Source organism: Agrobacterium sp. rho-13.3, assembly GCF_033957765.2.
Taxonomy (GTDB): domain Bacteria; phylum Pseudomonadota; class Alphaproteobacteria; order Rhizobiales; family Rhizobiaceae; genus Agrobacterium.
In genome coordinates this window covers 366,810-379,135 of the sequence record NZ_CP192776.1, presented here as the reverse complement: position 1 = coordinate 379,135, position 12,326 = coordinate 366,810, and the positions used below count along the sequence as shown (strand labels likewise).

Annotated in this window: 13 protein-coding genes; all 13 read right to left on the bottom strand. The window is 65.8% G+C overall.

What is annotated here, in order from left to right:
• Positions 1-122: 122 nt before the first annotated feature.
• The 13 genes from RMR16_RS25220 to RMR16_RS25160 all read right to left on the bottom strand — a co-directional run bounded on the left by RMR16_RS25220 (position 123) and on the right by RMR16_RS25160 (position 12,301).
• Positions 123-383, bottom strand: coding sequence for a hypothetical protein (locus tag RMR16_RS25220; protein WP_284406841.1), 261 nt, complete (start codon positions 381-383; stop codon positions 123-125).
• A 235-nt stretch (positions 384-618) separates the two neighbouring features.
• Positions 619-2,952, bottom strand: a complete 2,334-nt coding sequence (locus RMR16_RS25215) for a type VI secretion system Vgr family protein (RefSeq protein ID WP_320200712.1) — start codon at positions 2,950-2,952, stop codon at positions 619-621.
• 244 nt (positions 2,953-3,196) lie between these two features.
• Positions 3,197-6,076, bottom strand: a complete 2,880-nt coding sequence (locus tag RMR16_RS25210) for a conjugative transfer ATPase (protein ID WP_320200711.1) — start codon at positions 6,074-6,076, stop codon at positions 3,197-3,199.
• Positions 6,076-6,510 (bottom strand): TIGR03751 family conjugal transfer lipoprotein, encoded by a 435-nt coding sequence (locus tag RMR16_RS25205; RefSeq protein WP_320200710.1) that lies wholly within the window; start codon positions 6,508-6,510, stop codon positions 6,076-6,078. Before RMR16_RS25205 ends, RMR16_RS25210 begins: the two co-directional genes overlap by 1 nt.
• On the bottom strand, positions 6,491-7,942 hold the full coding sequence (locus RMR16_RS25200; protein ID WP_320200709.1) for a TIGR03752 family integrating conjugative element protein: 1,452 nt from the start codon (positions 7,940-7,942) through the stop codon (positions 6,491-6,493). Before RMR16_RS25200 ends, RMR16_RS25205 begins: the two co-directional genes overlap by 20 nt.
• Positions 7,932-8,840, bottom strand: a complete 909-nt coding sequence (locus tag RMR16_RS25195) for a TIGR03749 family integrating conjugative element protein (RefSeq protein WP_320200708.1) — start codon at positions 8,838-8,840, stop codon at positions 7,932-7,934. Before RMR16_RS25195 ends, RMR16_RS25200 begins: the two co-directional genes overlap by 11 nt.
• On the bottom strand, positions 8,837-9,529 hold the full coding sequence (locus tag RMR16_RS25190; protein ID WP_272548409.1) for a PFL_4703 family integrating conjugative element protein: 693 nt from the start codon (positions 9,527-9,529) through the stop codon (positions 8,837-8,839). The genes RMR16_RS25195 and RMR16_RS25190 overlap by 4 nt, the downstream gene beginning before the upstream one ends.
• Positions 9,526-9,921 carry a TIGR03750 family conjugal transfer protein gene (locus RMR16_RS25185; protein ID WP_413786019.1) on the bottom strand — a complete coding sequence of 132 codons (396 nt, stop codon included), beginning with the start codon at positions 9,919-9,921 and terminating at the stop codon, positions 9,526-9,528. Before RMR16_RS25185 ends, RMR16_RS25190 begins: the two co-directional genes overlap by 4 nt.
• Positions 9,922-9,931: 10 nt before the next feature.
• Complete coding sequence (locus tag RMR16_RS25180) at positions 9,932-10,306, bottom strand: TIGR03745 family integrating conjugative element membrane protein (protein ID WP_320200706.1); 375 nt, start codon at positions 10,304-10,306, stop codon at positions 9,932-9,934.
• A 17-nt stretch (positions 10,307-10,323) separates the two neighbouring features.
• Positions 10,324-10,557 carry a TIGR03758 family integrating conjugative element protein gene (locus tag RMR16_RS25175; RefSeq protein WP_320200705.1) on the bottom strand — a complete coding sequence of 78 codons (234 nt, stop codon included), beginning with the start codon at positions 10,555-10,557 and terminating at the stop codon, positions 10,324-10,326.
• On the bottom strand, positions 10,554-10,916 hold the full coding sequence (locus RMR16_RS25170) for an RAQPRD family integrative conjugative element protein (RefSeq protein WP_320200704.1): 363 nt from the start codon (positions 10,914-10,916) through the stop codon (positions 10,554-10,556). Before RMR16_RS25170 ends, RMR16_RS25175 begins: the two co-directional genes overlap by 4 nt.
• A 417-nt stretch (positions 10,917-11,333) precedes the next feature.
• Positions 11,334-11,702: a hypothetical protein gene (locus tag RMR16_RS25165; protein WP_320200703.1), complete on the bottom strand. Its 369-nt coding sequence runs from the start codon at positions 11,700-11,702 to the stop codon at positions 11,334-11,336.
• Entirely contained in the window at positions 11,699-12,301 is a 603-nt protein-coding gene (locus tag RMR16_RS25160; protein ID WP_320200702.1) for a transglycosylase SLT domain-containing protein, read from the bottom strand. Before RMR16_RS25160 ends, RMR16_RS25165 begins: the two co-directional genes overlap by 4 nt.
• Positions 12,302-12,326: the final 25 nt, after the last annotated feature.

Genomic DNA, 12,326 nt, shown 5'->3' with positions numbered 1-12,326 from the left:
GTGGAAGGTCGAATGCGAGGAATCATGGGCCGGAAAGGAAGGGCGGTAGCGGTACTGCCACGCGATGACGGTCTGCCTCGCACCGCGAACGCAGTGGCGGCCACGACGCGGCGCAGAAAAGGTCAGTTCAACTCGATGGAGCCGCCCTCGACGCGATGGGTTTCGACCGCCGCCGATGTGATCTGGTGGCCCCGGATTTCGACCGATCCATCCTGCGAGAACTGCATGCGCGCATCGGCGCAGCGCAGCAGCACGCTGCTGACCGCGCTCAACTCGAGCTGGGTCACTTCCAGCGACAGCGCCCCGGTTGCCCGGTCGAATTGCCAGGGCGCAGCGGCAGGCGCGCCAGGGCAGGGCCAGGCCGCGACGATCAGCGCTGGCAAGGGCGCGTCTCCCGGTACCGTCGATTGAAGGTCCGCAGGCAGGGCCGCGAGTACGTATTGGCCTTCGATCACCCCTGGCATCTGGGATGCCAGTGCCGCACGATGTTCCTGCCCTCGGTACTGCAGGGTCACGGTCCCATCTGTCTCCTGTCGCAGGACTTGCGCTGGCAGGAAGGACCATGCGGAATCTGTGGGCGAGGCGACCAAGGATGAGGCATTTCGGAGCATGCGGGGATCAGTTTTCATGGATGCCCCCGGAAAGGGTGGTCACGTCGCTGGAGCCGATGAGGCGGATGCTGTTGCCGTTGGCGGTGATGGTGCCGTCGGCCTGGAGGGTGATCGAACTGGCACCGACTTTCAGCGTGATCGTCTCCGCATCCATGGTGATGCTGGAGCCGCCACCACCGCCACCTTCTCCACCGCCCGAGGAGGACGGTGCGGTCACGTTCTTGGTCAGGCCCGCGCCACCGCCCCCACTGGCATCTCCGCCGCCACCCCCTACGTTGAGGCTGTACTTGGTGCCCACTACCGTGCTTTGGTTGGTGCCCACCTTGACGTCCTGGTCGCTGCCCACCGTTGTGCTTTGGTTCTTGCCCACGATGGTGGCCATGATCGCGCCGACGTTCAGGTTATAGACCACGCCCACGTTTTCCATGCGGCCAATGCCCACGTTCTGCATGGAGGCGATGCCGATGGTTTCGGTCTTGAACTTGCCGACCTTGATCGACCAGTTGTTGCCGATCTTGTCCTTCTCATTGCGACCGATGGTCTTCGTCCGGTTCTTGCCGATGCTCACCGTTTCGTCGATACCGACATCCTCGCGGCGGTTGTCCCCGATGCTGATCCGCTCGTCGTGGTCCACCCGCTCGGTGCGGTTGTTGTGGACCGTGATGTCCTCATTCCGGTCCACTGTTTCCGTCCGGTCGCGGTGGATGACGTTGGTCTCGTCCCGGTCGATGGTCTTGCGGCGGTCCTGACCCACCCAGTGGTCTTCATCGTTCTCGACCTCGACGAGTTGGTCCTTCTGCGCATGCAGCCAAAGCTGCTCGGCCCCGGCCTTGTCCTCGAAGCGGATGGCGTTGGCATCGCCTGCGCCGTTCTTCAATCCGTCCCCGAACGCCCCACCCTTGCTGGATTTGGTCTTGATGCCCGACTGCGTGGCGTTGGCCGGCAGCGCCCACGGCGGCATGTTGTCGGCGTTGTAAACGCAGCCGGTGATGATGGGATAGTCCGGATCACCATTCAAAAAATCCACCACGACTTCTTGGTTGATCCGGGGAATGAAGACGGCCCCGAACCCGGAGCCTGCCCAACTGCTCGATACCCGCACCCAGCAACTGGAGTTCTCGTTCATCGCCCCGATGCGGTCCCAGTGGAACTGCACCTTCACGCGCCCGTACTGGTCGGGCCAGATCTCCTCGCCCGGGGGGCCGACGACCACGGCCGTCTGCGGGCCGGTGGTGCGCGGCTTGCGCGTGGTGCGCTCGGGCGTGTACGGCAGGCTGGTAGGCTGGGCCTGCAAGGTGAACTTCTGGAACGAGCCTTCTTCCTGCGGTGTGCCCTTGGGGCCGGGCGCGGCGGCGCTGACCTGGGGGTTTTCCTTGAAGTGGTATTCGATGCCGGTCAGCAGGTACTGCTGGTTCTGGTCTTCCCGCGGGTAGTTCTCCAGCGTGAAGGTGTAGCCGGGAGCCAGCGCCCGGTGGCGCGACTGGCCTTTGACGGTGCTTTGGCCGGTGAGGCTCGATTGCAGGCGCACGCGGGCATAGGCTTCGCCGTCGCCGAACTCGGTGTAGCCGCCCGGCCATTCGTAGATTTCGTGGCTGTCGTGCGCGTGGCCCGGCGGGGTCTGGCGCATGTTGGACAGGTCGGCACGGGGCTTCTGGAAGTCGTAGTCGTCGTTGTAGTGCCGCCCGGAGTGGATGGCCTGGTGCAGTTCCCAGGCATGGATGTTTTCCTTGTCAGCGACGGCGGCCTTCTCCGGGGGATAGAACGGGATGACCGCCGCCCCCGGCAGTGGGCTGTGTGAGGCGACGATGTCGTCGGCGAGGATCAGGGTGTGCTGGCCCGCGGCATGCTCGAAGTAGTAATACGCCCCTTCGTGCTCCAGCAACCGGGACACGAAGTCGCAATCGCTCTCGCCGTATTGCACGCAGTAGTCCCAGCTGCGGTAGCTGCGGGTGAGCTTCTTTTGCAGGGGGTAGCCGTATTTGCCCAGGACCTCTTCGACGATCTCCGGCGCGGTCTTGTTCTGGAATATTTTGAAATCGGTCTTGCGGGTGGCCAGCCACAGCCAGGGCTGCAAGCGCAGCCGGTAGGAATAGGAGCGGTGGTCTTCGCCCTGCATGCCGAAGCGGGTGACGATGCCGTCCAGGTAGCGCCGGCCGCCGCCTTGCGTTTCCACCACGACCGTGGCGTTCTTGCCCAGCAGCGCCTTCGGGTCGATGCTTTTGCTGTCACTCAACAAATCCAGGTCGAGGCAGAACAACTGGCTGATGGCTTCCTTGCCCTGCAACTGCCGGAACTGCAGTTGCTCTCCCAGGGGCGTTTGGATCGTGACTCGGCGGGTCATGTTTGGCAGGCCTGTGTATCGGGCCGTTACATTGAAATGGCCGCGATCATATCCCGACAGACGGAATATCGAGCCATTTCCCCCTTGCGCCAGACCTGTCTAAATGCGTCGAAGCGTAACTATTCCGCCAGTTTGATGCGTATTGTCACAATTGACCCGAGGTCGGTGGTCGATCGGGCGGGACGTTGAGTGCGGCGGTGCGCCTTGTCGGGGCGCTCTGCATGGGCTCTGCCATCCGCCAGTTTCAGTCCAGCGCATCGAACGCCAAAGGTTCGATTCCGCGCGCGCGGTCGATCTTCTCAGCCACTTTGAAGGCGGCCTCCAGTTCGCTGATACCGAACTCCTGCATCAGTTGGAAGCGTTCGGCTTTTTCCTCCGGCTCGGTCATCGCCAAGGCAAGGTACAGGCTGGGCGGCACGGCACGGAAGAGCAGTTCCATGGACTTTGACAGGATCACGCCCTCGGTGAACTTGCCCGCCTCCTTGCGTGCCGACAGCATCAGGGCCTTCTGGGAGGCGTTCAACTCCCGAAACCGTGCGATCTTCTCCACCTCGTCGGGCGGCATGGACAGGCAGATCCACCACTCGATCATGTTGAGCATCGGTTCCGCCGCCTTGGGCAGATCGTCCAGGTTTTGCGTCGCCAGCCAGTACCAGGCGCCGAGCTTGCGCCACATCTTGGTGATCTTCACCACATAGGGTGCCAGCAGCGGGTTCTTGGTGATGACGTGTCCCTCGTCGGTCACGTTGATGATCGGCCGGCCCAGGAACTGGTCGCGCTCGGCAATGTTGTTCACCGTGTTGATGAGCGAGATGTAGGCGATCGACAGCTGAGCGTTGTAGCCTTCGCGGGCGAAGGTGGCGAGGTCCACGATGGTGATGTCGGCCTCGGGCCACGGCGTGCCTGGCCGGTCGAACATTTCGCCATCCACGCCCTGACAGAACATGTCCATGGCATCGGCCATTTCGAGCAATCGCGTGCGTCGGCTTTCCGGCAAGGTGCTGTCACGGCTGCGCTCTCGCAGCGCATCGCGCACGTCGCGCGTCAGTACGTTGCGCCGCTCACTGGTACAGCGCTGCGCCGCATCCAGAATGCATTGGCGGATCAGGCTGCGGTCGGCGCGCGTCATGCGGGCCTCCTCCTTGTCCTCGCCCCCCGTGATCATCAGGCGGGCGGTGATCTCCAGTTCGCCCAGGACGTCGCGTTGTTCGTCGTGATCCGCGGCATGGCCCCGTTCTTCCCTGTCCTCGTCCAGTGCATCGGCGTCCAGGGTCTGCACCTGGCTGGGTGTATCGACCAGGCGCCAGGCATCGGCAAACGGAGCCAGGCTCACGCCCGAGCCCGGAGACAGCTTGACGCGATGCACCGTCAACCCGAGCCGCTTGGAAAAGTCGCCGAACAGGCCGAAGCTGTTGCCCGCTTCCACGATGAACAGCCGTGGCCGGTAGATCGCGGTGACCTGGTTGAGGATGTTGTTCAGCGTGGCGCTCTTGCCCGAGCCGGTCGGGCCGAACAGGAACAGGTGGGCGTTCATCTGCCGATCAAGGCGGTTCAGCGGGTCGAACGTCACGGTCCCGCCGCCGCGATTGAAGAAGGTGATGCCGGGGTGGCCCGTCCCCTGGCTGCGGCCCCACACGGGTGCCAGGTTCGCCGCATGCTGTGCGAACATCAGTTGCGTGTACCACTGACGCTGATCCTTGGCCGGGTCATAGACGCACGGCAGCCAGCGCAGATAGCTATTGAGCGGTGCCACCTCGTCCTCTTCGCGCACCGGCTGCAGGCCCGCGTTGAGCAGCACGTTGCCCAGGTGCACGCCGCGCGCGTCCAGCTCGACCACATCGTGTCCCCGAAGGTAAAACGCCATGGAGGCCCGGTAGAGCTTGTGCGAACTGCCGATCAGGCCGCGCGCCTGCCGCACGTCCTTGAGCGTCTGCTCCGACGCCAGCGTCTCGCCGACCGCCTTGCGGGCGATCTGGTTGAGATGGGATTCCAGAATGTCCTGCGGCGTCACGACCAGCGTGAGGCACATCACGGTGTCCTCGGGCATCTGGTCCATCAGCGCGTTGATGGCATCGCCGCCCTTGCGGGTCTCCCCGGTGACGTGGCCCGTGGCGGGCGGCAGGCGAAGCCGGTCCAGCACGATGGTCCGGTGCGGCATTGCGTCGAAATACCAAAGACCGTTGTCGGCATCCGATCGCGGCTGGCCGAAGAAGAGGCGTTGCGCGAAATCCGTGCCGCTCGCCATCTCGATCTCGCCGGGATCGGTGGATTCGGGATAGGCCGCAAGGCGGTAAAAGCGCTCGCGGTCCTCGGCGCTCGGACCCAACAAGGGCGGGCAAGGGTTGAACCAGCGCAGCAGCCATGCGTGGATGTCTGCAGCGGCCAGGCGGCGCGATTGCACGCCGGCATTGGCCAGGCCACCGACCAATCGCTCGCAGATCACGTTCAGCGCCTGCTCCGGTGACTGGCCCCTGCGGGCCGCGGTCTGGTGGACACGCCGATAGGCGACGAGGCGCACGCGGCGGGTCTGACCGCGCCAGGGCAGGCGCGTGACCGTGTGGTCCTCGAACAAGCCGCCCGGCTTGGCCACCGCCCGCAGATGATGGGCCAGGAACCGCAGGTAGAACGCGCTGAAGGCGGTCCCTTGCGCACGCGGCTGCACGTAGTTCTCCAACGTCTGCAGGTAGTGGTGCCAGTCCGCCTCGTCCTGCACGTAGAACTGCACCACCCACGGCGATTCATCGAGTTCATCGAAACTGTCCTGAAGCGCGTTTTCTACGGCATCGCGCGCCTGCATCAGCCAGTCGGCCTCGCGGCCTTCCGTGCCGATCGGCTGCAGCTCGAAGAACGCGGCCACCGAGGTGCCATCCTCCAGCAGCATGCATTGGGAGTCGGGCAGGTACTCGGCCCAGGGCAGCATGTCGGCAAACGATGGGGTCACGTCGTAGAGCGCCTGCTCGTCGGCGACCGTCGCAGGGCGCGTTGCCGCGCCGCGCGGCTTGCCCGGCCCGGCGATGCCTTGCGCCGCCAACGCAGCAACGTGGCGCTCCCAGGCATCGGGCGGCGGCGCGTCCGCGCCAGCGTCGGGTGCAGCGTTGCAGTGGCGCTGGAAGGGCCACCGCATCAGTAGTCCTCGGTCCGTTCTCCGGGCATCGCGTACTGCACCCGCTGGTACAGCGGGAACACGGTGGTGTAGCCCGGAATCGGCACGGGATCGGTGCCCGCCAGATGGGGGAACACGTACATCGCCAGGTCGGGATTGGGCAGGCGGTGGAACTGCCGATCGATCTCGTTGCGCGCCGTGCGGGTGTAACTCGCCTGGCTCGCGGGCGCTGCCTTCACGTCCGCCTCGGTGAGCGGGCGGCGCAGCGACTGCCGGGCGTCGAGCAACTGCCCGGCCTGTCGGCCTGCGCCCGCGCTGCCGCCGGTTTCCGCGTTCCAGACGTCGAGCATGGTCTGGTCGTCGTGGGGAAGGAGTTTTTCCTTGCTGGTCGAGCAGCCCGCCAGCGCGAGGGCGGCGAGCAGCGCCGCCATGCCGTTAATCCAGGTCCTGCGCATGCAAGGCTCCTCCGAGGCGATGATCGACCTTGCGGCCCTTCGGGTCGTAGTCGATGGTGAGGGGTTGTTCGAGGTGCACGGCCACCTTCGCGCCGGGCCGGACATAGACGGCGGCGAAAGCCTGGCCGTAGAGCTTGTTCACCCACTGCGACATGTCCTGCACGCCGCCGGCGAGGATGCGGCCCATCGCCTCGTTGCCGGAGATGCCGACCGTGCCCAGCGAGCCGTTGTTGTTGGCGACGACCGCGACACTGCCATTGTCGGATTTGATCAAGGAGGCGACACCGGCCCCCGCTGCGGTGATGAGCGATTGCGTCCCCAGATACTGCTGTGCATTGCTGCGCCGTTCGCCGCTGACGCAGGGGATGCCGTAGGGATCGCTGATCCAGCCCAGGCCTTCCCGCGCCCCATTGCTGTCGGCGTTGCCATTCCCTTCACCCGTGCCGCTCTGCTGCCCATTGCCCGACCCGCGCCCGCGATCCTGCGGCACGGTGCGGATGGTGCCATCGGCGAAGACGAAGGTGACCGAGCGGATCTGGCCGCGCACGCATGAAAGGGTCCAATCGCCGGAGGCCGTGCCGCTCACCACGGCCCCTGCGACGTCGGGAATGTCGATGCCGTTGGCCGTCAGGTTGTCCGGCCCGATCAGCACCTTGAAGGGATACGGGTCGTTGACGGTGCCATCCACCGGCACACGCCCGATCAACGCGGTCATCGCGATGGAGCCCATCAGGGTGGCGTTGGTCGGCACGGTATAGACCGGCTTCGCGGTGGAGACTTCTGGCGCCCGTCCGCTAACGTTCGTGGTGTTATCGGCGGAGGCCCCGTTTGCCTTGTCCATCCCGAACCGGGTAGGGAAACTGAAATTTTGATCGGACACGCCGCTCTTTTTGTCGCGGCGCGCATCGTCGGGCTCGATCCAGCGCATGCCTTGCGCGCCGGGGGCGCCTTTGGCATCCGGCTCCAGTCCGAGACCGACCGGCAGGTCGGCATCGCCGCTTTTTCCGGCCAGCCCCTCGATCTGGCGCTGCACCTCCTGCAGCAGGCCTTGCGCCCGCTGGCGCTCGCCCGCGACCTGATCGCGGTCGGTGCGCAACTGGTTGCGCTCGGCGTCCAGCGCGCTCTGGATGCGCCGGTCGATCGCGCCCTCGCGCTGGCGCAGCCGCTCGTTCTCGGCCTGCTGGGTCTTGTTGTCCGCCAGGGCACCCTGCAGTTCGGTGCGCAGTTGCTTGACCTGGCCGACCAGGGTCGCCACGGTGTCGCGCGGCGTGTCGGCATCGACACCCAGGGCCTTGGCCTCCTCGGCGGTCAGCCGGGTGCCGGGCGGGCGGGGCGACGACGCGCTGCCGCCGGAGAACAGCTGGATGCCCGCGAACACCAGCACCAGCGCCAGCGGGACCATCAACCACTTGAGCAGGCCATTACTTTTCATGGGAGGCTCCCTGCGGGCGCTGGGCCGGTTTCGGGAGGTTGGCGGCGGCATCGATCCGGCCGATGGCGGGCAGCAGCGATTGCGCAAGGCCATGCCCCTTCGTCACCAGATAGACGACCGAGGTGTCGTCCGGCTGGCCGGCAGGCCCCAGTGTCCCGTGCTGAAAGGTGGCCGTCACGAAGTCGCCCACCAAGTCCCGTGGGTCCAGGCTGAACGTGCGCGGGGAGCCATTGCTCAGTTGCACCGCCGTGACCCACAGGTCATCGAGCCGCCAGGCCGCCAGGGCCCGCGCCCGCACCGGGACGGTCGGCAAGAGGGTCTCCAGCGCCAGGTGGCGCGGGAGGTTCACGCGCGTGATACCGCTCAAGGGCTCGACGGTGCGCAAGGGGGCATAGAGATTCTGCGCGGCGTACCGGGTCAGAACGACGGGGATCGGCGTCTCGCGCGGCGTGCGGGGCGATGATCCCGGCCCTTCGCCGGCATCCTCGATGGTTGCCGCGGGTTTTGCATCGCCGTAGCGCACGGCGGCGGCATCGGCCTCGACGATGCGGACCGGCTCCAAGGCCGGCTGGCCAACCCCGGCCGTTTCGGCGGCGACATCCAGCAGGATGAGTGCGCCGGTATCGGCGTCCTGCAATTGCAGCCGGGTGGGTTCGATCGGTTCGCTGGCACGCAGATAGATCGCGCCGCCCGCGCTTTGCACCCGCAACCGTCCTTCCAGCGATGCCGGCACGCCCACGCGGATATTGCGGTCGATGAAGACGACACGCTCCTGATCGACATGCAGCGGCACCGCCAGGGGAAGCCGCTCCCAGCGCATGATTTCCAGCGCCTGCGCCGGGGTGGCCAGGTAGGCTGCGGACAGCAGCAGACCGATGGACCAACGGGTGTGTCTCATGGTGTCTCTCCCAAGGCGCCACCGAGCACGCCCGAGGGCCGGCCAGGGGCGGGCGCAGGTTCGGGCGTAGCGATGCGTTGTGGCGGTGTGCTGTAGCAATCCAGCGCGAGCCCGAACGGGTTGCGTTCGGGATCGATGTCCGAGCGCGCGACCTTGAGCGGGTAGCGCACCAGCGCGCGCTTGACCTGTTCCGCCCCGAAATACTCGTCGGCGGTCACATCCAGCGTGACGAGCCAGTCCCGTTCGGACACGGTTTTGACGCGCAACGCGGGATCGCTGCCATAGCCGCGCCCCGGAATCTCGTAGATGCCGCGCACGCGCTGGCGCAACTCGCCCGCCGCGCGGCGCAGTTCGTAGTCGTGCAAAAGGAAGTCCTGGCAGGCGGGCGTGAGGTAGGGCGACAGCGCACGGATGTTGCGCGCATAGTCTTCGTCGCCATTGGTCGGCCAGCGCTGGAGCTGCTGCCAGATGTAGAACGTGAACGCGTACACGCTCTCCGGTGGAACCTCCCACCATTTGCGGGTGCTGCCCGACCGGAGGTCCGGTGGCACATGGATGGTCAGGTTGCGCGGCGAGCTCCACCAGCCCGCGCCCATCACCAAGGCGATGAGCAGCAGCGCGCCAGCGCCCAGGCGCAGGGTCTGGATGTGCGCGCGCAGTTGCGTGATTTCGTTCTTGAACCGGCTCACGTCGTGGTCCTCCGGGTGCACCACCAGCCCGAGCGGATCACCAGGCCATCTCCCCCGAACAGCCAGGCCAGCTTCGGCTGGTGGCGTGCGATCCACCACTGCATCTGCCGGTACAGCCAGGTATCGGGCCGACCGCGCTTGTGACGACGCAGGACACCGCCGCCGACGAACACGCCGACCGCGATGCCCAGCACGATGGCAGTGGGCACGACGGCGATCGAGGCAGCGAGGATGGCCAGCGGCACCCCCATCGCAAACCCCGCCGCCCCCGACAGTCCGGCGCAGACCCATAGCTCGTCCGCCGTGAGGCCCCGGACCACCACAGGATGGCGGTTGAGCCGGTGCGGAAGGAATGCGACCGTGCCATCGTGCCGGATATCGTGCTCGGCCATGCCCATGCCCTCACAGAATCCCGGTGGCCTTGGTGAGCAGCCAGATGCCGACCACTAAAAGCACCGCACCGACCGCCACGCTCAATCCGAACTGGCCCCAGGTCTTGCGGCCGTTGTGGATCTCGGCGTAGGTGCCGTAGGCGTGGTAGCAGACACCGATGAACATGGAGGCGACGACGAGCAGCGCCACCAGCATCACGATGTCGTAGGCGTAGTTGCGCAGCGTTTCCATGATGCCGCTGCCCGCGCCGCGGGTAGGGTCCTCCAGCGTGGGCAACCCCTGGGCCTGCGCGAGTGAGGACAGCAGCAGCGCGGGAATACTGGCCCGCGCCGAAAGGCGCACGGACCAGCGGAGGAAGGAGCGATGGGAGGGGACCGGATGCATGGTGTCCTGCCTTTGCGTCAAGAGAGAAGGAAGAAAGTCAGCACGAGGTACATCGCGACGAAACGCATCGCGACACCGAGGAACTGACGCTGGGAAATTCGTTGCTCCGACCAACCGACATAGGCCGTGCGCAATGCCCACACGCCCCACAGCAGCAGGATGGCGAACACGGCCCCGACCAGCAGGCCGAGGGATGCGGAGGCGTCGAAGCCGCCATTGGCCTGGAATGCGGACAGTTGCAGGGCCGTCATCGCTCGCGCTCCTGCCCGGCGTCCTGGCGATAGTCGCCGGAGAGGGTGGCCGGGTCGCGCGGCTGGGCCCGCTGCGGACTGAGGTAATCGCGGATGCCGGCGCGCACGTGCTGCAGATCGGCGTTCAGGCGCGGGTAGTCGAAGTGGTATCGGGCAGGAACGCCGGGCGCGGCGGTGGAGGATTGCCCGACGAGGCGATCGATCAAGTCCAACTGGCGAACGATGGCGGCGAGGCGATCACGCTCGATCTCCGCGTCATCGGTTGCGGCGGCTTGGTGTGCCGCAGGCAGAAGGCTGACGAACAGGACCGCAGCGAAAGTGGGTCGCCATGCCAGTGTCGATCTGTGGGTTCGATCCATCGTGCCATCCCGTCTGATGCGAATGACTGGATGCTGCGGCGTGGCGGGCGAAAAGTCCGCGATCTATCGGAATTTTGGGACCACCACTTTGTTGAGCGACTATTCCTAAGGGCCGTTACCTCCTCGCATGACGCATTTGAAATGTGCTTGTTGAGGGATGGTTAAAAGCCACGGCTTAGAGCGGCTAACAAACCTCTCGACGAACCGCAAGCAGATGATGGAGCAGGCGAGCTTGTGTAAGGCCATACACGATGACGCTGCTCAGCCGTGCGAGTTCCCAGTTTTGTTAGCGACTCTTAAGGGGCAAGCCCATCGACATCGACCTGTGTCGGCATACGAATAAAGCCTGACAGGTTCCGTGCGGCGTTTCGTCCATCAAGTATCCTTCTCATTGAGATCAACAGCGCATGCGTGACGCTACGAACTGCCGCCTGTACTGCAGAAGCCAAGCCCAACCTTTCCGAATGCGATGGGCCTTGCCAGTTTGATCACTATTCCAACAACATGGTCCTGCTCGCGCCGCTTACCCTGGCTTAGGAAGCGAACAAGAGCAGGCATTCGGCGGAACAGTCCGGCGAGACTGGCTGCCATGAGGGAGGCGACATGACGAGATGGAAACGCGAGTTCGAGCAACACCCGTTCAAGCAAGTGTGGGCTGCCCGTGTCGGCGAACACGGCGCGAAACGCGCGGCCCGATTCGAGCGCCAGCAGGTAGGTGGCAGTGCTGTCCTTGCCACCCGAAACGTTGACCAGATGCTGGATGCGGGAGCCGTGGCGGCGGATCATCGGGGCGTCCTTTCCTGCCATCGCGCGCCGTGGTGCCAGCCCGCCAGGTCCGCTTGGGCTCGGGAGGGACCCAGGACGCGCGCCAGGTGCTTGCCGACGCTTCGGCGGTAGCGGGCGGCAGGCGCACCACCGGCCGGGCGGTGATAGCGACCCATCGCCATCAACCAGTCCTCGCCGGGGTCGTATTGCTCGCGCAGGATCTCGGCGGCGATCGCCAGATTGCGGTAGGGGTCGAGCAGATCGCAGGGCCGGTCGTAACGGTGCTTCTGGTAGCCGAGGTTGATCTGCCCCAGGCCCGCGTCCACGCGCGTGGACGGCACCTCACGCAGCGCCCTTTGAAGACCGGCGCAGGCGTCGCCGCGATTGTCGAACCGCCGGGCGTCGCCCGCCACGTTCAGGGTCCAGGGCCAGGGCACCACCCGTCCGCCGCGTTGCCACCCGCTTTCCTGCAACGCGACCGCGTACAGGACCGCGGAGGGAATGTCGGCGCGCCGGGCGGCGATCTGGTAGGCGGGAGGCGGCATCTCCTGCGCCTGCGCCGCAGCGCTGGCAGTCCCCCAGTTGGCGAGCAGGATCGCCATGGCAGCGAGCCGGTTCATTGGCGCTGCCATTGCTCTCAGGCAT